The following is a 19,739-nucleotide window of genomic DNA, read 5'->3' on the forward strand; positions in this document are numbered from 1 at the left end:
TGAAAAAAAAGGTGCCTCAAATAACTTTTTGAGGCACCTTCCTTTTTAAATCATATTATTTACTGAATAACCAGTTTTTCAACTTTTTTGCCCTGATCGGTTATTACGATTAAAAAATAAACCCCTTTTGTTAAATGCTGTACCGGCAGTTGTGTTTGCATTCCATGTACAGCAACCGATCTCACTGATCTGCCCGTCCCATCGCGCAATTCAATCCGGTTACAGTTGGCAGTACTGTTGATGAATACAATTCCCTGGTTAACCGGGTTTGGACTGATGCTGACCGTAAAGTTGTTATCAGCGAAAGTTACAGTGCGGACGGATGAATAGCTGATCTTCCCATCCAGGTCTATAAGTTTAATGCGGTAATAATTTTTTCCCGTTGCCGGCTGGTCGTCGGTGAAGCGGTAATTTTTTAAGGTAGCACTATTGCCGCTTGCTGCTACCGTACCTACAGGAATATAATTTATTCCATCTGTACTTCTTTCAATAATAAACCGGCTGGTATTCGATTCGGAATAAGTAAGCCATTGTAATAAAGCAGTATTCCTGTTATTGATAACCGTGAACGCGCCCATTTCCATTGGCAGCGTGTTAGCCGGAGGAACGCTGCTGATCCAGAATTCGGAGAAGCTGGTCACTTCAAATTCGGCATAATATCCCTGATCGTAAGGAATAATATCAACCTGTGAAGGTGGTATAAAATGGTAGGTACCACTCTTATTATTACTTAACGAGCCATCTTCTTCTGCAGGGGCATTGCTGTATTCCGTAATGCCTGCGTCATATGCGCTTGAAAGTTTGATGCATGTACTGCAATCTGTAGAATAGATTATGTTTTGAACATCCTGATCTGTAAAGTAATACCGGATCTTTACGGGCGCTGTAGGCGCATTGGTTGATTGAATCACAATATTTCTTGCCACATAAAATTGATACCCGTCGTTATAAATGTTATACATTGGATAAACCCTTACCTCGGTATTGCCAAGGTTCTGCCCGTTTGGATTGATGGAGGCGATGAGTTTCATACCGGGATCGAATCCCCTGTCAGAGGTGAAATCGATCCAGTTATTGCCGTTCAGGGGGTGGGTGCTTCTGCCGGTAAGACTATCACCTTCATAGATGGGATCTTTATCAAATATATGCACATCGTCAATACCTATTCCTTCTGCTGTAACTGATGCATTGCTGTGGAATACTATTCTGAAACGTATGGTGGAACCCGTTGCAGGTATATCAAAGCTGGCGACCTGCCAAAAAGGGTTTGAGTTTCCCCATGTGCTGTCCCCCTGGGTGTACCAGTTAACACCATCCCAAAAATTGCCCAGCTTTTTCCATATTTGTCCATCCGTACTGTATTCAACCCAGTGAACATCGTTGTTCTGCGTATTGTAAATATGGCTGAATGACAATACCGGTTGTGTTAACTGGCTTAAGTCGAAACAGGGTGAGTACAGGTATGATAATTCATTGTTCTTATAACCGCTATTTAATCCGGTAATCCAGGCTTTATTCCCATTGGCAGCATTTTTGATAACGGCACCGGAGGGTTTACCGCATTGCCAGCTGCTATTGGCGCCACCGGTATACCAGTAACCGTTATTAGCCCCTTCAAACCCTTCGAGGTAAGGATAGCTGGTGATAACAGGTGAGGTATGAGCCGTTGCGGTAATGGTGTCGTTGGCTGAATTGGAGTCGGTATTATAATGCGCCCATGCCGTAATATTATATTGATCCAACGCCGATAGGTCGGCGGGTTGAGTAAACGTATAATTTATGGTAGCAAAGGGGGCAATGGACGCTATATTTTCAGTGACAGGCGTGCCATTGTTGAGCTGGTAGCTTACCGGAACATTTGAAAGCGTAACGGGGCTGTAGTTTTTAACCTTTATGGTCACAGGCCCGGCGGGACCGGAAGAACAGAGGGCCCCGGAGGGATTTACTACCTGCATCAAGCCTACCGCATCATTTTTTAGCGTGAAGGTTACATCATCATACGTGTAGCCATTGGGTTGGTAGCTGTAATCGGCGGGGTAATATCCTTCCTCGCCAAATTTGAGCTGAAAGCTGCTGCTGAGAGATTGCGCAGGAGAAGCAGTACCTAAGGTTTCGGTGATGTTTACCGGTGGCATAGCGCGGTAAACGCCGGTATCTGCCAGGTTGTAGGGTAAGGCATATACAGGGATCCATGCATCCTGCTCGCTTCCGCGGATCCAGATCTTATTGCCGGCGGCTGAAAAGTTAATGCCGTGGTTCTTTGCATACAGGGATAACCATACCTGCCCGGTTGTACTGTAATTGGCCAGGTTGAAGGTGGCGATGAGGCTGTCGGCGGTGAGGTTACCAGGAAGCGTTTGATCAAGGGTAATAGCGCGGTTACCGGTTCGCGCCATACCAGTATTTACAAAAGTCCGGGCCCGGCCATATGGGTTGCTGCTGTTGAAGTCGCAGCGATCGAGCCCTTCAAAACCCATGGTGCCTTTATAATATGTATGGGCCGTTGCGCTTTCGAATCCTTCAGTATAGGAAGGGTTTAATACAACAGGGTCGTTTTGTAATTGTTTTATTATAGTAGTGGTGGTATCATTACCAGGTATGGTATCGTTGCTGTATTTGATCCAGGCTTTAACGGTATATGTTCCGGGTGCGCTGAAATCATAAGCAGTCGAAAACCGGTAGGTATAATTTGAATGGATGCCCAGGTTTATGTTGGTAGTTTCTGTTACCGGTGTACCGCCATTTACCTGGTAGCTGATGGTAACAGGCCCGGATGCTGCTACATTACCCAGGTTGGTGACATGCACCTGCGGCGTCATAGTGCCCAGTTGCGAAGAAGTGTATTTACGCCCGGTATGAGCGCCTACCACCAGTGAGTCGGGGGTTACATCATAATTAAGTACCGGCAGCGTGCAACCGCCAGGTACCAATAAAGAAGGTTGAGCAATACTGCGGCGGCCAGTAACGTTTCCCATTACACAACGTACAGCCAGCCAGTAGGTGCTGTCTTTGTTCAATCCATTCACTAAATAACTCGTGTCGGTGGTGCTGGCAATAACCTGCATATCACCATCTTTGAACATCATTACGTCGTAGCTGGTAGCAGCGGGAATGCTTTTCCATAGCAGGGCGGCATATCCCTGGCAGCTATCGTTAACAGTAACGGCCGGAACGCCTAAGATGGTGAAGTTATAATCACTTACATCGTTATAGGCTGTATTGTTGCGGCTCACACGTACCAATGCGGAACCGGTAGCTGCTGAGGCAGGAACCGTCCAGGTATAATTGCGGCGGATAGCGGCTACATTGTTGTCAATGGTTGTCCAGGTACTGCCATTATCCAGTGTATACTCAAGCGTAAAGGTGTTGGTATTGGCATCTGTTGCGTTCCAGCAAATAATTTCCGGCTCACCTGGCGCCAGCGTTTCATTGCCGAAAGGATATTCAACAGTTACAGCCGGCTGAATTACCTGGTAAACTACTACAAAATCCTGCGGGCCCTGGGCAATACCGGTGCCATGGACGGTTATGGTAAAGTTGCCTGCAGGGGGATTATTGATCACCACCTGTTCAATGTTATTTCTGTTGTCGACACCCTCTACAGCGATATTATTAACGTTAGCCGGTGATGGGTCAAGTACCAGGGGGCGGTGCAGGATGGCATCAGGCGTGGTAACGGTAAGATCGAGATCGTTTACCAGTGCCGTTGTCGCGCCGTCAAATGCGGCCGGATCGTTCCAGTATAATAAGACTTTTATTTGTGCGGTACCAGGTGCAACCCCCGGAATGGTAAAGGTGGCTGAACTTCCATTGGCAATGGAGCCCGTAAAATAGGTATTGTTTTCTATAGCCTCTACCGAGTTGCGCGCGTTTATGTTTCCAAAGCCATAGATATAATCGGGTCCGGGGTTGCCTTCATCAACTGCGCCATTACAGGCCACTGCTTTAATTAAAGTGGAAGAAGGATTGCTGCCGCCGTGCAGTTGCCGGTAGCGTTCGTATAATAACCCAAGAATACCAGTAGCCACGGGGGCAGCCATACTAGTGCCCCAATCATCGCCGTATTTGTTGTCAGGTAGTGTAGAAGTAATGCCCCAGCCGCCTGCAGTTATCTCAGGTTTTAGCCGTCCATCTGAAACCGGGCCGCAGCTTGAGAATCCGGCAATGGTATACGTACTGTTATTTATTGCGCCTACGGTTAAAACATTTTTTGCTGCCGTATAACCAGATTCAAGAGTGGCAAATTGAGTAGGATACGGAGAGCAGATAGTATCATTAGCATTATTGCCTGCAGCAAATACATGCAATAATGCTGGGATGTTATTCAATTGCTCGTCTACATAATTACTCGCAATATTGTAATCGCCCGGTTTGCCACAACTATAGCCGGTAACCCCATATGAATTGTTTGTAAGCACCATATTGTATTCGCTTACATAAGCGGGCGCGTTAGTGAGTATGAAATCATAATAATCATTAATGACAGTAGCCTGTGGGGCCATGCCTTTATACTTTGGATTGATGAGGCCTGCACCTGCGATAGAGCCGGTTACGTGTGTACTGTGAGCGACAGCACTTAAACTGCCTTTGGTAATTTGCCGGCCCTTGAGATCGATATGTGTGGAGGCATCGCCTGCATCACCCACACCAATGGTAACATTCCTTCCCTGCAGGTTACGCCCCGAAAAAGCGCCCAATACGTTAACAGCATGCGTCGCCCGGTTCCTGTAATTCAGGGGTACCGGTTTAACAGATTGGCTGCTTATGTATGCTACAAAGGGAAGCGTTGCTATTTTTTGTATTACCTTGAATGAGGCATCGATAAAAACACTGTGTGTGGGTTGAATGGTTGTTTCAATAATTTGTGCGCCTGCCTGTTTTAGCTCGTCAATAACTGTGGCCTTATTGATATTCCCATAAAAACTTACTGCAATCAACTTATCAGGGTCATGCACGGGTTGTTGCATCTGCTGAATAAGGGCCGGGGAAATTTTAGCGCTTGCGTGCAGTGCCAAGACACCCGTTATATTATTGTTTTTTTTAAGCTGGTTCAGGTTGATACCATCACTTATTTCGGCGAGGTAAGTATTGTCTGGTATATAATAAAATAAGTTAATGCCCAGTTGTGAAAGCGCCTTACGCCCGGCCGCATCGGGTAACTTATTGAATTGAATGAGTGTATAGAACCGGTTTTTATATTGGAATTTTTTTAATGAGTCGATAAGGTGGGCATGATTACGCAGGTTGTTTGTATTGGTAAGTATGCCATTTTTTAATTTAATGGGTCGAATGGGTGCCTGAGCTGATACAAATGTAACGGATAGGTGCAGGAATAGGATCAGTAAACAGTTTTTCATTTGCGGATTGGTACAATTGTCGGCCTAAAATAGAACATTTCATATTAAAATGCAAACCAGGCACTTGCTTAAACGAAAAGAGGCTGTATCAACGTCGATGCAGCCGCTTTCGTTTAATGGAAGTATTTATTAATCCATTACCGGGAACGGCCCGTCGATGAATTTTTCGGTATGATACCCTTTGGCGCCGATCTGTACCGCCAATGGACTGCGCAGCTCATTGGTTGAATGTATTTGCTGTATGATGTATTTGAAATCGTATTTCGGTTGCCAGCCCAGTTCGTTACGGGCTTTTTCATTTACATACACGCGATCAATGGACGGAAACATTTTCCAGCTGCGTTGTTCGTAAACAGGCAGGTATTCCGGTACCAGGCGTTTAACCACTTCGTTGGCATGAACCCGCAGGTCCCACAGTTCGGATTGTACAAATGGCGTGGTAGCGCTGATGATATAGGTGCCAAAGCCTATGGCCCGGGCACGGCTGGCAGCTGCCAGGTGCGCGCTCACTACATCTTCAATTTCTACCCGGCGATACAGGAATTCGTTTGCTTTTAAATTGCTATCGGGATAGACGGACCGCATTTTCCGGTTATCGTCTTCTTCAGGGAAGAACCGGGAGGTTCGCAATACGATACAGGGAAGGCCCGCATTGCGATAATACAATTGACACAGATTTTCTGCGGCTGCTTTTGTAACCCCGTAAATATTCTTTGGCACCGGCATTACTTCTTCCGTTATCCAGGCAGCAGGTGCGCCTGTGGGTGGTACCAGGGCGTCGCCAAATACACTGGTGGTGCTGGTGAAAATAAAGGCTTCTACTTTGGCTGCCTCAGCTTCCTGTAACAGATTAAGGGTGCCGGTTATATTGGTATCAATAAATTGCTGGGGACTGTGTGTTACCACGTGCGGTTTGTGCAGCGTGGCGGTATGAAATACCTGTTGTACGCCCTGCATGCATTGCTTTACAAATTCCCGGTCGTTTATAGTACCGGGATGGGTGGTGAATGGAGTAGCCTGGATGTCGATACTAACCACTTCATAATTCAATTCCCTAAAGGTGCGCACAAGCGCTTCGCCTAAATGTCCGGCGCTGCCGGTGACTAAAACTCTCATATGATTAATTAATACTAAAAAATTACTTTGTGAAATAAAGCGGCTTTTACGCTGAACGCAAAATCCATTCGCGGTTTTCGCTTTAAGCCTTTAGCCTTCGGCCTTTAGCGTTAGGCGTTCGGCGTTGAGCATTAAGCGTCCTTCACGTATTTATAAACATTTTTCTTATAGATGTTCAGGTCTTCCAGGGTTGAGATTTCTTCAAACCGGTACTCGGTGCCGTTTGCGTTTTGCCGAACCAACGCCACTACTTCCCCACCCACTACAGCACTCTGTGCTTTACGAAATATGGCGTCCAGCGATTGCCTGTCATTCAACATCTGGTATTCTTCTATCTGTGCCACGTATATTATATATTCTGCCATAGGTAAATTATTAGCGAAGATAGTTTAAATGCCAATAGGCAATTGGCAATGAGAAAATTGCCTATTCCTTATTGCCAATTGTCCCGTTCGCTGTTAAGATTTACTTTTGTCCCTTCATTAGAACAAAGAACTATGATAAAAATAATTGTTACAGATGGCTATACGCTGAACCCCGGCGATTTAAGCTGGGATGAAATTAAATTGTTTGGCGACCTTACCGTTTATGACAGAACAAAACCTGAAGAGATTGTTGATCGTTGCCGCGATGCCAATATTGTTCTCACCAATAAAGTGCCTTTTAATGAAGCTACGCTGGCGCAATTGCCGCAGCTGAAAATGATTGGCGTAACGGCTACCGGTTATAATATTATTGATGTGCAGGCAGCCGCAAAAAAAGGCATTGTGGTTTGTAATGTGCCGGCCTATGGTACTGACTCGGTTGCTCAGCATACCATTGCGTTGTTGCTGGAGTTAACGAATCAGGCAGGCAAACATGCCGCTTCGGTAGCAGCCGGCGATTGGGCAAAATCAGTTGATTTCAGTTACACGTTAACACCTATAACCGAACTGGCCGGTAAAACCCTGGGAATTGTTGGCTGGGGAAATATTGGTCAGCAAACTGCCCGCATTGCACAGGCCTTTGGCATGGAGCTGCTATATTATAATCCTTCCAAAAAAGAAAACGCGTTTGCCCAATGGGCGCCCCTGCAGGAATTATTTGCCAAAGCCGATTTTGTTTCGCTGCACTGTCCGCTGAAGCCGGATAATATGGGTTTTGTAAATAAACAGCTGATTGAGGTAATGAAACCCAACGCCTGTATTATAAATACTTCCCGCGGACAGCTGATCAACGAACAGGACCTGGCCGATGCCCTGAACACCGGCCGCATTGCCGGGGCTGCCCTGGATGTACTGTCGGTTGAACCGCCTTCGCTGAAAAATCCATTGCTTTCCGCCAAAAATTGCATCATTACTCCGCACATCGCCTGGATAAGTAAGGAAGCGCGTAAACGGGTAATGGCGATGACGGTTGCAAATGTTAAAGCATTTTTAAATAGTAAACCAGTGAATGTGGTGGGGTAACTAAATAACTGAGAACTAAGAACTAAGAACTTAAAACAGAAAACCTTATCTTCGCTCAACTTTTTGAGAATGAAGATTCTAATTCAACAGGTTACAATTACTGACCCATCATCCCCATTTAACGGCACAAAGCAGGATGTCCTTATTGAATCAGGAGTTATCAGGGATATTCAACCTGCTATTTCAGTGGAAGCAGATAAAGTTATCACAGGCAACCAGTTGCATTTATCGCCAGGCTGGGTGGATGTGTTTGCCCATTTTGCCGATCCCGGTTATGAATACAAGGAAACACTGGAAACAGGCGCCCGGGCTGCAGCAGCAGGCGGTTACACCGATGTTTTTGTGATCCCCAATACCAAACCGGTTATCGATAGCAAAACCCAGGCAGAATACATCAGCCAGAAGTCAAGATCGCTTCCGGTTACGGTTCACCCCATAGGGGCGGTCTCAAAAGGCGCCGAAGGAAAAGACCTGGCCGAGATGTATGATATGCGCAGCAGTGGCGCCATTGCTTTCAGCGATGGCCTGAACCCGATACAATCTGCCGGTTTGCTGCTGAAAGCCCTTCAATACGTAAAGGCTTTTGACGGTACTGTTATACAAATTCCCGACGATAAAAGTATAGGCGCCAATGGCCTTATGCACGAAGGCATTATCTCAACCAGGTTGGGTTTGCCCGGCAAACCAATGATGGCTGAGGAACTGCAGGTGGCCCGCGACATAAAACTGGTACGGTATGCCGATTCAAAACTGCACTTCACCGGGGTAAGCGCGCCCAAATCGCTTGAATACATTCGCCGCGCAAAAGACGCCGGACTGGCGGTAACCTGCTCGGTTACGCCTTACCATCTCTTTTTCAGTGATGAAGACCTGATGGAATACGATACCAACCTGAAAGTGTATCCGCCCCTGCGTACAAAATCTGATGTGGAAATTCTGCGCCAGGCTGTGCTCGATGGAACCATCGACTGCATTGCCTCGCACCACCTGCCACATGAATATGACAGCAAGGTGCTGGAATTTGAATACGCCAAATACGGCATGACGGGACTGGAAACTGCGTATAGCGCCATTAAAACTGTTCTGCCCGGTATAACAGAAAGCCGTTGGGTTGAACTGGTGAGTATAAACCCAAGGAAGATCTTTGGGTTGGAATGCCCGGTTATTAAAAAAGATGCCCCGGCCTGCTTTACTTTGTTTGAACCCGGGGTTCCGGTAACTTTTACTACGGCATCTTTCCGGTCAAAATCAAAGAACTCGGCCTTTACAAACAGAGCACTACAGGGTATGGTAAAAGGCATCATCAATAAGGAAACCTTAATTCTAAATTAAATACCGATTGTATGACCGTTGAAACCTCCTCCCCCAAAAATGCAGGGGTCCTTTATGGACTTATTAATGGCGGTGTATCTATTGTTTTTACTGTAATACTGTACCTCGGCGGCGCCAAAATGTTTGTAAGCCCAATTGCCTATTGCGGCATTGTTTTACCAATTGCTGTTTGTGTAATAGGTGGCATCCAGGTCAGAAAACAACAGGGGTATCTTGAATTTGCCCAGGCTTTAAAAGTTACTTTTCTGATTCTTGTGCTAGGGGCTCTGATTGCGACGATATTCCAGTATGTCTTATTTAATTATATTGATGTGCCGTTCAGGGAAGCACTGGCCCAGGTAACGGCCGAAAAGCTGGAGCAATTCATGCATAAGTTAGGCGCATCGGATGATAAAATAGACGAAGCAGTACAGAAAACTTTAAGCAAGAACAATTACACCGTTGGAAACTTACTGCTTGGTTTTGTTATGTCCTGCATCGGATCGTTCATTATTGCTCTAATAGTATCGGCGATCATAAAAAGAAAGCGATCGCCGTTTGAAAATTCTTTTAACCAATAGACTATGGATATATCCATTGTAGTTCCTTTATTGAATGAAGAAGAGTCGCTGCCCGAATTGTGCGCCTGGATTGAGCGGGTGGTAGCTGCCAATAATTTCACCTATGAAATTATTATGATCGATGATGGCAGTACCGACACCTCCTGGGATGTAATTGAGCAGTTGCGTTTGAAAAACCCGCACATAAAGGGGATCCGGTTTCAACGCAATTATGGCAAGTCTGCCGCCCTGAACGAAGGGTTTAAAGCCGCCAAGGGAGATGTGGTGATCACAATGGATGCTGATATGCAGGACAGTCCCGATGAAATACCCGGACTGTACAAAATGATCGTTGAAGACAAGTTTGATATGGTAAGCGGGTGGAAAAAAGTACGATACGACAATACCCTCACTAAAAATATTCCAAGCAAATTCTTTAACTGGGCTACCCGCCGTATGTCGAAGATCAATTTGCACGATTTTAACTGCGGACTCAAATCCTACCGGCTTAAAGTTGTAAAAAGTATTGAAGTATATGGCGAAATGCATCGCTATATACCGGTGTTGGCAAAATGGGCCGGTTTTAGAAAGATCGGTGAGAAAGTGGTAGAACACCGCAAACGCAAATATGGTACTACTAAATTTGGCTGGGAACGGTTTGTAAATGGCTTTCTGGACCTGGCTTCTATTACTTTCGTTGGTAAATACGGTAAACGGCCTATGCACTTTTTTGGACTGTGGGGTTCAGGCGTGCTGGCAACAGGTTTTTTAATGTTCGTGTATCTTATTATTAGCAAGATCGTTGAGCCTGAATATGCCCTTACCAACCGGCCTGTATTTTATATAGCGTTAACGCTGATGATTATAGGTACGCTGATGTTCATTGCCGGATTTTTGGGCGAACTGATCTCCCGTAACTCTGCCGGCCGTAACAATTATTTGATAGAAAAGAAAATAGGGGTAGAGTAATATGGCCCATAAAACGATTGTTATCATTGGCCCCGGGCATCCGCTGCGGGGTGGGTTAGCCACTTTTAACCAGCGGCTATGCAAGGCGTTTATTGAAGAGGGCCATACCTGCAGCATCTATTCCTTTTCGTTGCAATACCCTAATTTCCTGTTTCCGGGTACCACGCAGTATTCAACCGATCCTGCACCCACTGATATCGAGATCTTTCCGGTGATCAATTCGGTGCATCCTTTAAACTGGTTACAGGTAGGGAATGAATTAAAACGAATTCGTCCTGACATTATAGTAGTGCGGTTCTGGATCCCTTTTATGGGACCCGCCTTGGGTACTATTTTACGAAGAGTAAAAAAGAACAAACATACCCGCATTGTTGCTATTACAGATAATGTAATACCACACGAAAAAAGACCTTTCGACACGCCTTTTACGCGGTATTTTTTAAAAAGTTGCGATGCTTTTATCACCATGAGTGAAAAAGTAATGACCGATCTGCGCACGTTTGAAAAAGAAAAACCGGCTAAACAGGTGCTGCATCCGCTGTACGATAACTTTGGCGAACCCATTTCAAAAGAAGAAGCCCGGAAGAAACTGGGGATCGATGCCAATGAGAAGATCGCGCTTTTCTTTGGCTTCATCCGCAAATACAAAGGGCTGGATATTTTGTTTGAGGCTATGAACCTGTTGAAGCAACAACCAATTAAATTATTGGTAGCCGGAGAGTTTTATGAAGATGAAAAGGCTTACCAGGAGCAAATTGAGCGATTAGGGATCAAAGATAGCCTGATCCTCAGGACCGATTTTATCCCCGACAGTGAGGTAAAATATTACCTCTGTGCAGCAGATGTAGTAGTACAACCCTATCGTAATGCCACCAATAGTGGTGTTACTCCCCTGGCTTATCATTTTGAGAAACCGATGGTTGTAACCAATGTTGGGAACCTGCCCGTTCAGGTACCCCATGAACAGGTTGGGCTGGTTTGCGAGCCCGAACCTGCCCCCCTGGCTGCCGCCATTACCCGCTATTTTGAACTTGGAGAACAATATTTTATACCGCATCTTCGCACCGAAAAAGCGAAATATTCCTGGCATAATCTTGTTAAGACTATCCTGGAAATATGACAATTAGCAAAAAATGCTAATTTGACTTTAACATCCTATATACATGATCTACAGAAGCAAAGCACCCTTACGTATTGGTTTGGCCGGTGGCGGAACCGATGTTAGCCCCTACAGCGACCTGTATGGCGGCGCCATCCTTAACGCAACCGTATCGTTGTATGCCTATGCCAATATTGAACCTATGCAGGAGAAAAAGATCCTGCTGCGGGCTATGGACAGACATGAAGAACAGGAATTGGATTGTACCAAAGACCTGCCCATCGATGGCAAGCTCGATCTGTTAAAAGGAGTTTATAACCGCATTCAGCAGCAATATGGCATGCCAGATACCGGGTTTAAGCTTTCTACGTTTGTAGATGCACCGGCAGGCTCAGGTTTAGGTACCTCTTCTACCCTTGTAGTTGCTATTGTAGGGGCCTTTGCAGAAATGCTGCGATTGCCGCTGGGGGAATATGATATTGCTCACCTTGCTTATGAAATTGAACGCGACGATCTGAAAATGGCGGGCGGTAAACAGGACCAGTATGCTGCTACTTTCGGCGGCGTGAATTATATGGAGTTTTATGGGGACAATGTGGTGGTGAACCCATTGCGCATAAAACAACAGTATTTGTTTGAACTGGAAAACAACCTGGTGTTGTATTATACGGCAACCAGCCGTGAATCCGCAAAGATCATTGAAAAGCAAAGCCAGAACGTGGTGTCGAAAAAAGAAAAGCCAATAGATGCCATGCACCAGCTTAAACGTCAGGCCCAGTTAATGAAAGAAGCCCTGTTGAAAGGCAGATTGCATGAAATTGGCGAGATTCTTGACTTTGGGTTCCAGCAAAAAAAGCAAATGGCGGAAGGTATTTCCAATACACTGATGGATGAAATTTATGAAGCGGCTAAAAAAGCAGGCGCTACAGGCGGTAAGATCTCCGGCGCTGGCGGTGGCGGTTTTATGACCTTCTATTGCCCTGCCAATTCCAAATATGCAGTAATAGAAAAGTTAAAAGAGTTTGGTGGTTTTGTAAAGAATTACCAGTTTGTTGATCATGGCCTTACTAGCTGGACTATATAAACTCTAAAAAAATAATGACCCATGAATAATAAGATTGCTGATATCATCAAAGCATCGATCAGTACCAAAGAAACTATTTTAAAAGATCCCGTTTTATTGGGAACTATTGACGAACTGGCAAACATCATTACCAGCGCCCTGCGCAATGGTAACCGCGTATATTTCTGTGGAAATGGAGGTAGCGCAGCCGATGCACAACACCTGGCTGCCGAGTTCAGTGGCCGTTTTTATGCCGACCGGGAAGCATTGCCTGCAGAAGCATTGCATTGCAACACGTCTTATTTAACAGCAGTAGCCAATGATTACAGCTATGATGTAGTATATGCCCGGTTAATAAGAGGTATTGGCTTAAAAGGCGATGTGCTGGTTGGTTTATCAACCTCCGGTAACTCAGCTAACATTTTAAAAGCATTTGAGGTGGCCCGCGAAAAAGGTATTATCACGGTTGGTTTTACCGGCGATACCGGTGGTAAAATGAAAACACTCAGCGATTACCTGGTAAATGTTCCTTCAAAAGATACTCCCCGCATCCAGGAAAGCCATATTATGTTAGGACACATCATATGTCAATTGGTGGAAGAACAATATTTCAATAAATAGTTACAAGTTGCAGGGGAATTGGCATTGTTTTCCCATGTAACCTGAAACCTGCAACAGTGTATTGTAATGATAAATGTCCATGGCTATAAAAGAGTGCATAATTCTGGCTGGAGGTTTGGGTACAAGACTACGCAGCGCTGTCCCCGATTTGCCGAAGTGTATGGCGCCCGTAGCAGGCAAGCCTTTCCTGGCGCATGTTATAGGGTATTTTCAGCAACAGGGAGTTGAAAAATTCATCTTCTCACTGGGCTATAAATCTGAAGTAATTCAGGATTACCTGGAAGCCGGATATCCCGGGCTGCAGAAACAATATGTAATTGAACAAGATCCATTGGGAACCGGCGGCGCTATACTACTGGCCTGCCGTAAGGCTACTGAAAAGAATGTACTGATCCTGAATGGCGACACCCTGTTTTCTATTCAATTACCGGCCCTTACTGCCTTTCATGAACAACACCAGGCGCATTGCACGCTGGCGTTAAAGCCCATGCAGCATTTCGATCGCTATGGTGTGGTTGAGATTGCAGAAAACGGCGCAATAAAAAGCTTTAAGGAAAAGCAGTTTTATGAAAGCGGTTTAATCAATGGCGGTGTTTATGCATTACAGGTAGCAACATTTTTAAAAGAAGGCTTGCCCGAAAAGTTTTCCTTTGAAAAAGATTACCTGGAAAAATTATATACCGTACGGCCTATGTTTGGCATTGTACAGGACGAATATTTTATTGACATCGGAATACCCGAAGATTTTGAAAAAGCGAACCGTGAGCTGGTTAATTCCGGTAAGTAATAACCCAACGTAATGTTAGACCTTAAAAAGATTGATAACTCCTGGACTTTATTTCTCGATCGTGATGGCGTGATAAATGTTGAGAAGTATCAGGATTACGTATATACCTACGATGAGTTTGTTTTTTATGACGGCGTACCGGAGGCTATAAAGGCATTATCAGGCTTGTTTGGACTGGTTATATTAACCACCAACCAGCGTGGCGTTGGCCGTGGACTGATGACAGAAGCCGCTCTGCAGGATATTCATACCCAAATGACCCGTGATGTGGTGAACGCAGGCGGCCGGATAGACAAGATCTATTATTGTGTAGCCAACGACCCATACGACCCCAATCGCAAGCCTAACCCTGGGATGATTTACCAGGCTAAAAAGGATTTTCCCGCCATCGATCTGCAAAAATCATTGATCGTGGGAAATAACATGAGCGATATGAAATTTGGCCGGAACGGTGGTATTCATACCGTTTTTGTAAAAACAACGCACCCCGACCAGGCGATCCCCGACCCTGCTATTGACCTGGCATTTAATTCATTACCCGATTTTGCAAAAGCTTTACAGTTAATATAAAATTTTACCAACCCTTTCACGTTCCTGTTGGGGAAACCCGGCAGGTATGGTTGTAATTTTGAATATCGCTGAACGCTAAAAGCTCACACCGAACGCAGTAAGAATTGAATAAATGCGGTGTTTTTGCGTTAAGCGTTTCGCGTTAGGCGTTAAGCATTAAAAATATGAATAACCGTTATAGTAAATATTTTATTAGTTGCTGGCTGATAGTGATCGGCTTGATAGGTGTTGCCCCGGCTTTTGCACAGAAGATAGCTACGGCCGATAGCAAGGAATTATTGAAGAAAGAAGACTCCCTGCAGAAGTTGTCTGCGAATATGGTATTCAGTGAGGAGGCCGCCGACCGCTTTCGGTCAGATAGTATATTTACGCGCACCTTTGTGCGGGCGCTGAAAGTAAAGAACTCGTTTTACTTCCCCTTTGATTCGCTGAATATTTCAAAACTATATGCTCCTGATAGTGCGTTTCGCATCTTTACCTGGCAATTGAAAAAAGATGAGTATGTGTATCTGCAGAAAGGGGCTATTCAAATGAATATGCCGGATGGTTCGCTGAAACTATTCCCCTTGTTCGATTATTCTATGTTTACTTCCAAACCATTGGATAGTGTGCGTACCCGTAATAACTGGATTGGCGCCATTTATTACAAGATCATACCTAAAGAATTCAACGGACAAAAGTATTATACCCTGTTGGGCTTTGATGATTTTAGTGTAAACAGCAACCGCAAATGGATGGAGGTGATGCACTTCAATGAGCGTGGAGAACCGGTTTTTGGTGGTTCGGTGATCTCATTTAAAGAAGATTCAGTTAAGAAGCCTGTACAGAACCGTTTTAATATTGAATATAAAAAAGAAGCAAAAACCTTCTTTAATTACGATCCCGATAAAGACATGATCGTATTTGATCACCTGATCTCGGAAAGTAACGAACCGGAAAGAAAATCAACTTATATCCCCGATGGAGATTTTGAAGCTTTCAAATGGCAAAATGGCCAATGGGTGCATGTTGAGCGGCTCGATTTTGAATTTAAGCTGAAAGATGGCGACTTCCCCAAGGAATCAGCTATTTTAGATGACGCCGGTAACGCCAATGAACAGCGACTGGAAGAAGCTTCCCGCCGGAATATGGAAAAGGAAGCTGGAGGAATGCAGTCTCCTGCCACCAATACGCCGGCTAAAAAAAATACAACTCCCAAAAAGAAAAGTTAGTTGCAGGTTACAAGTTGCAGAGCCTGCCCCGCCATAGCGGGATCTCAGGGCAATAATGATGGTTTTCCGGTAACTTGAAACCTGGAACCTGGAACCGTGTCTTTATCCAAGTAATTTATTCTTCGCTTTAATATATTCTTCTTCGGAAATGACGCCCTGTTGTTTCAACTGGTGCAGCTTTTCCAGTTCCGAGGCTATGCCACTACTGGTTGAGCCAGATGAATATTTAACCTCTCCGGCCTGTATGCCCATGGCGGTAGCCATATGCTGGGCCTGGTTGGCCAGTTGAATATTTTGAAACTCGGCTTGCGCCAGCGTTATAGTGTCTTTCAGGCGTTTGGGACCATGCACATTAAAGTAATCTGTAGCCCCAATTTGCGCAGCTGTTTGAATTTTAACATGTCCGAAATTCAGCATGCGACCCCAAAGTGATTGATCGTAGGAGACATTATTTATCTTTTCGAGCGGGCTTTCTTTGGCAAAATGATTGAGTAAACCGGCTTCATCAATTACCCGGAAATTAGTCACTACCCAAATACTTGCCTTCCAGGAGAAATACACTGCCAGATAATACAGGGAGCCAATGAGAGCGGCAATCCAGCCATAATGGTCCAGGAAGCCAATAAAATAAGAACCAACCCAGCCGGCCAGGGCTATAATTACCGGAATAATAAGTTTAACCCAGCTGGTATGGGTTACCAGTAAGATCTTTTCGCCTTTTTGCAGAGGTGTTCGCATACTGTAATTTAGAAACAATAAATATTGAAAAGTGCTAACCTGGCAAACAGGGGAAAAATATTTTGAATATTACGGAAAAGATGCATGTTTGTCGTGGGATTATAGCAGTTCCTTATTCGATATTACATATTTTTTTGATAATAAAAAAGCCCTGACTGAAGTGTCAGGGCTTTGAATAATATTTCGATTGTTGATTTCGCTTAATCGTCGAGTTTCAACACTGCCAGGAAGGCTTCCTGCGGAACTTCCACATTACCTATCTGGCGCATACGCTTTTTACCTTCTTTCTGTTTTTCCAACAGTTTACGTTTACGGCTGATGTCACCTCCATAACATTTGGCAGTAACGTCTTTACGCATGGCGCTGATAGTTTCACGGGCCAGTACTTTGGCGCCTACGGCAGCCTGGATGGCGATCTGGAATTGCTGACGTGGTAATAACTCTTTCAATTTTTCACAAAGCTTGCGACCGAAATCCTGGGAGCGGGCACGGTGGATCAATGCGCTCAATGCATCCACCTTGTCGCCGTTCAGCAGGATATCCATCTTAACGATATCGCTTTCGCGGTAGCCAATAGGATGGTAATCGAATGAGGCGTATCCACGGGTCTGACTCTTCAATTTATCGTAGAAATCGAATACAATCTCTGTCAGGGGCATTTCAAAATGTAACTCTACCCGGGTAGTGGTAAGATAACTCTGGTTCAACAAAATGCCACGTTTGCCAAGGCAAAGCGTCATGATGTTACCGATATACTCAGGCTTTGTAATGATCTGGGCTTTGATGTAAGGCTCTTCAATCCTGTCAGTTTTTACAGGATCAGGGAATTGTGTAGGGTTGTTCACAATCACCTTTTCACCGTTTGTGGTGTAAGCAATAAAGCTCACGTTGGGAACGGTGGTGATCACAGTTTGGTTAAACTCGCGCTCCAGTCGTTCCTGGATGATTTCCATGTGCAGCATACCTAAAAAACCGCATCGGAAACCGAAGCCAAGGGCTTGTGAGGTTTCCAGTTCGTAGGTAAGAGAGGCGTCGTTCAGCTGAAGTTTTTCCATGCAGTCGCGCAATTCCTCAAACTCATCTGTATTCACCGGGAAGATCCCGGCAAAAACCATTGGTTTCACTTCCTGGAAACCTTTGATCATTTCCTGTGTAGGATTATTCTTAAGGGTGATGGTATCACCCACTTTTACTTCTTTGGCGTTCTTGATACCGGTAATGAGGTAACCTACATCTCCTGCTCCTACTTCTTTCTTTTCCGTCATCTTAAGTTTGAGGATCCCCACTTCTGCGGCCTCGTAATCTGCATCGGTAGACACGAATTTTACGATATCGCCTTTGCGGATGGTGCCATTCAGTACCCGGAAGTACACGATGATACCGCGGAAGGAGTTGAACACGCTGTCAAAGATCAGCGCCTGCAAAGGTTTTTGTGGATCGCCATCGGGGGCTGGTATGCGTTCAACGATGGCCTGTAAAATGCCTTCGATGCCAATACCGGCACGTCCGCTTGCCAGCAGGATATCGTCTGGTTTGCAACCGATCAGTTCAATGATCTGGTCCTTTACCTCTTCGATCATGGCGCCATCCATATCAATTTTATTGATAACCGGGATGATCTCCAGGTCGTTATCGATGGCCAGGTACAGGTTGCTGATGGTTTGGGCCTGAATACCCTGGGTGGCGTCAACCAGGAGCAGGGCGCCTTCGCAGGCAGCCAGTGCACGGCTAACTTCGTAGCTAAAATCTACGTGTCCGGGGGTGTCAATCAGGTTCAGGATATATTCCTGACCATCAGAATGTTTATAGTTAATTTGAATGGCGTGGCTCTTGATGGTTATCCCTTTTTCCCTCTCCAGGTCCATATCGTCCAGAACCTGGTCCATCATGTCCCGTTCGCTGATGGTATTGGTGGTTTGTAACAGTCTGTCTGCCAGGGTACTTTTACCATGGTCAATATGTGCGATAATGCAAAAATTGCGGATATTCTTCATTAAGTCGATTGTCTCCTTTAAAATACCCGCAAAAGTAACTGATTTTAGTGGGATTACGGAGTAAAAGTGGGTTGAATTCGGGTTAAGGTTTTCAGGAAATGTAGCGGGTAAGAAGCTCAGTGTATTCGATCTGGCTGTTTGACCCTATTGCCGCCATTTGAAAGCAGTAATTTATTCCCAGCGGCAATCCTTTTATCACTTTTTTGCAGCGGGTGTCTATTTCACTTGCCCATAAGCTGCCCTTTGTGGCGGGAGCAGGCGTCCACCGGTACAGATAGGATTTGGCGCCGTGTACCCTGCTAATTTTCATGATGATTTCGCCGGCACTACTGCCGGGAAGAATTTTGAAATCAGTGGGTGGTTTAATTATAATTTCCTCTTTAGGCGTGAAAATTGGAAATCCGCTGCTTAACAAGGCCAACTCTGACCCATTTGATTCGGTTTTTACAAACGCTCCTACTTCCTTTAACTTTTTAATCAATAAAACCTTAAGATCTTTTTTAACGGAAATTTTTTGACGGTCTTTGTTGTGGGCGTCTGACATAGCCTGTTTGAATTGAGCAGCAGTTTCGGCAAGCTCTATGATCAGCATTCCCGGGTCGGGAAAACATCCATGCTCATTCTCATTCATATGGTATGTTACTGAAGAGGCAATCAAGTACAGATCAATATCCTTTGTTTCTTTAAAATTTAAAACCAGTCTTTTTTCCATAATCAGTTGTTTTACAGTTTTTGGTTCCAGTTTTTATATGCCTTTTAAATGAAACAGCTATAAGCGTTTGCTTACCTGTTATAATACACTGTAAAAAAATGCTGACTAAAAAGAGTGGCTTAACTAAAGATGCTGGTCAATTGGTTTGCTTTTGATGACCGGGTAAATTAAAAATAAGTATAA

General features: G+C 44.9%; 16 protein-coding genes. 10 read left to right on the forward strand and 6 right to left on the reverse strand.

The genetic code is table 11. The features are described 5' to 3' along the window. Window positions 1-59: 59 nt before the first annotated feature. The 3 genes from NIAKO_RS12520 to NIAKO_RS12530 all read right to left on the reverse strand — a co-directional run bounded on the left by NIAKO_RS12520 (window position 60) and on the right by NIAKO_RS12530 (window position 6,838). Window positions 60-5,357 (reverse strand): S8 family serine peptidase, encoded by a 5,298-nt coding sequence (locus NIAKO_RS12520; protein WP_014218793.1) that lies wholly within the window; start codon window positions 5,355-5,357, stop codon window positions 60-62. Window positions 5,358-5,486: 129 nt separating this feature from the next. Further along, window positions 5,487-6,473, reverse strand: coding sequence for an NAD-dependent epimerase/dehydratase family protein (locus NIAKO_RS12525; RefSeq protein ID WP_014218794.1), 987 nt, complete (start codon window positions 6,471-6,473; stop codon window positions 5,487-5,489). A gap of 131 nt (window positions 6,474-6,604) precedes the next feature. Beyond that, window positions 6,605-6,838 (reverse strand): hypothetical protein, encoded by a 234-nt coding sequence (locus NIAKO_RS12530; protein ID WP_014218795.1) that lies wholly within the window; start codon window positions 6,836-6,838, stop codon window positions 6,605-6,607. A gap of 132 nt (window positions 6,839-6,970) precedes the next feature. Here NIAKO_RS12530 and NIAKO_RS12535 point away from each other — a divergent pair, with 132 nt between their 5' ends. The 10 genes from NIAKO_RS12535 to NIAKO_RS36655 all read left to right on the forward strand — a co-directional run bounded on the left by NIAKO_RS12535 (window position 6,971) and on the right by NIAKO_RS36655 (window position 16,112). Beyond that, on the forward strand, window positions 6,971-7,921 hold the full coding sequence (locus NIAKO_RS12535) for a D-2-hydroxyacid dehydrogenase (RefSeq protein WP_014218796.1): 951 nt from the start codon (window positions 6,971-6,973) through the stop codon (window positions 7,919-7,921). 69 nt (window positions 7,922-7,990) lie between these two features. Continuing rightward, window positions 7,991-9,253, forward strand: a complete 1,263-nt coding sequence (locus NIAKO_RS12540) for a dihydroorotase (RefSeq protein WP_014218797.1) — start codon at window positions 7,991-7,993, stop codon at window positions 9,251-9,253. Window positions 9,254-9,264: 11 nt separating this feature from the next. Continuing rightward, window positions 9,265-9,813 carry a DUF4199 domain-containing protein gene (locus tag NIAKO_RS12545; protein WP_014218798.1) on the forward strand — a complete coding sequence of 183 codons (549 nt, stop codon included), beginning with the start codon at window positions 9,265-9,267 and terminating at the stop codon, window positions 9,811-9,813. Window positions 9,814-9,816: 3 nt separating this feature from the next. Next, entirely contained in the window at window positions 9,817-10,761 is a 945-nt protein-coding gene (locus NIAKO_RS12550) for a glycosyltransferase family 2 protein (RefSeq protein WP_014218799.1), read from the forward strand. Window position 10,762: 1 nt separating this feature from the next. Continuing rightward, a complete protein-coding gene (locus NIAKO_RS12555) occupies window positions 10,763-11,881 on the forward strand; it encodes a glycosyltransferase (protein ID WP_014218800.1) in 1,119 nt (372 codons plus the stop codon). A 43-nt stretch (window positions 11,882-11,924) separates the two neighbouring features. Next, the gene (locus NIAKO_RS12560) at window positions 11,925-12,944 is read left to right on the forward strand and encodes a GHMP family kinase ATP-binding protein (RefSeq protein ID WP_014218801.1); all 1,020 of its coding nucleotides are present in this window, start codon (window positions 11,925-11,927) and stop codon (window positions 12,942-12,944) included. A gap of 21 nt (window positions 12,945-12,965) precedes the next feature. Further along, the gene (locus tag NIAKO_RS12565; protein WP_014218802.1) at window positions 12,966-13,544 is read left to right on the forward strand and encodes a D-sedoheptulose-7-phosphate isomerase; all 579 of its coding nucleotides are present in this window, start codon (window positions 12,966-12,968) and stop codon (window positions 13,542-13,544) included. 79 nt (window positions 13,545-13,623) lie between these two features. Further along, complete coding sequence (locus NIAKO_RS12570) at window positions 13,624-14,331, forward strand: nucleotidyltransferase family protein (protein WP_014218803.1); 708 nt, start codon at window positions 13,624-13,626, stop codon at window positions 14,329-14,331. A 12-nt stretch (window positions 14,332-14,343) separates the two neighbouring features. Next, window positions 14,344-14,901: a D-glycero-alpha-D-manno-heptose-1,7-bisphosphate 7-phosphatase gene (locus tag NIAKO_RS12575; RefSeq protein WP_014218804.1), complete on the forward strand. Its 558-nt coding sequence runs from the start codon at window positions 14,344-14,346 to the stop codon at window positions 14,899-14,901. Between the two features lie 164 nt (window positions 14,902-15,065). Continuing rightward, entirely contained in the window at window positions 15,066-16,112 is a 1,047-nt protein-coding gene (locus NIAKO_RS36655) for a hypothetical protein (RefSeq protein WP_014218805.1), read from the forward strand. A gap of 102 nt (window positions 16,113-16,214) precedes the next feature. Here NIAKO_RS36655 and NIAKO_RS12585 read toward each other — a convergent pair whose 3' ends face one another. The 3 genes from NIAKO_RS12585 to NIAKO_RS12595 form a co-directional block, all read right to left on the reverse strand. Next, the gene (locus NIAKO_RS12585) at window positions 16,215-16,850 is read right to left on the reverse strand and encodes a PH domain-containing protein (RefSeq protein ID WP_014218806.1); all 636 of its coding nucleotides are present in this window, start codon (window positions 16,848-16,850) and stop codon (window positions 16,215-16,217) included. 200 nt (window positions 16,851-17,050) lie between these two features. Beyond that, window positions 17,051-18,844: a translation elongation factor 4 gene (gene lepA, locus NIAKO_RS12590; protein ID WP_014218807.1), complete on the reverse strand. Its 1,794-nt coding sequence runs from the start codon at window positions 18,842-18,844 to the stop codon at window positions 17,051-17,053. Between the two features lie 91 nt (window positions 18,845-18,935). Continuing rightward, entirely contained in the window at window positions 18,936-19,556 is a 621-nt protein-coding gene (locus NIAKO_RS12595; RefSeq protein WP_014218808.1) for a hypothetical protein, read from the reverse strand. Window positions 19,557-19,739: the final 183 nt, after the last annotated feature.

This window comes from Niastella koreensis GR20-10 (assembly GCF_000246855.1).
Lineage (GTDB): Bacteria > Bacteroidota > Bacteroidia > Chitinophagales > Chitinophagaceae > Niastella > Niastella koreensis.

Coding starts and splice junctions, on each gene's coding strand:
- NIAKO_RS12520 (WP_014218793.1), bottom strand. CDS start 5,357: ATGAAAAACTGTTTACTGATCCTATTCCTGCACCTATCCGTTACATTT.
- NIAKO_RS12525 (WP_014218794.1), bottom strand. CDS start 6,473: ATGAGAGTTTTAGTCACCGGCAGCGCCGGACATTTAGGCGAAGCGCTT.
- NIAKO_RS12530 (WP_014218795.1), bottom strand. CDS start 6,838: ATGGCAGAATATATAATATACGTGGCACAGATAGAAGAATACCAGATG.
- NIAKO_RS12535 (WP_014218796.1), top strand. CDS start 6,971: ATGATAAAAATAATTGTTACAGATGGCTATACGCTGAACCCCGGCGAT.
- NIAKO_RS12540 (WP_014218797.1), top strand. CDS start 7,991: ATGAAGATTCTAATTCAACAGGTTACAATTACTGACCCATCATCCCCA.
- NIAKO_RS12545 (WP_014218798.1), top strand. CDS start 9,265: ATGACCGTTGAAACCTCCTCCCCCAAAAATGCAGGGGTCCTTTATGGA.
- NIAKO_RS12550 (WP_014218799.1), top strand. CDS start 9,817: ATGGATATATCCATTGTAGTTCCTTTATTGAATGAAGAAGAGTCGCTG.
- NIAKO_RS12555 (WP_014218800.1), top strand. CDS start 10,763: ATGGCCCATAAAACGATTGTTATCATTGGCCCCGGGCATCCGCTGCGG.
- NIAKO_RS12560 (WP_014218801.1), top strand. CDS start 11,925: ATGATCTACAGAAGCAAAGCACCCTTACGTATTGGTTTGGCCGGTGGC.
- NIAKO_RS12565 (WP_014218802.1), top strand. CDS start 12,966: ATGAATAATAAGATTGCTGATATCATCAAAGCATCGATCAGTACCAAA.
- NIAKO_RS12570 (WP_014218803.1), top strand. CDS start 13,624: ATGGCTATAAAAGAGTGCATAATTCTGGCTGGAGGTTTGGGTACAAGA.
- NIAKO_RS12575 (WP_014218804.1), top strand. CDS start 14,344: ATGTTAGACCTTAAAAAGATTGATAACTCCTGGACTTTATTTCTCGAT.
- NIAKO_RS36655 (WP_014218805.1), top strand. CDS start 15,066: ATGAATAACCGTTATAGTAAATATTTTATTAGTTGCTGGCTGATAGTG.
- NIAKO_RS12585 (WP_014218806.1), bottom strand. CDS start 16,850: ATGCGAACACCTCTGCAAAAAGGCGAAAAGATCTTACTGGTAACCCAT.
- lepA (WP_014218807.1), bottom strand. CDS start 18,844: ATGAAGAATATCCGCAATTTTTGCATTATCGCACATATTGACCATGGT.
- NIAKO_RS12595 (WP_014218808.1), bottom strand. CDS start 19,556: ATGGAAAAAAGACTGGTTTTAAATTTTAAAGAAACAAAGGATATTGAT.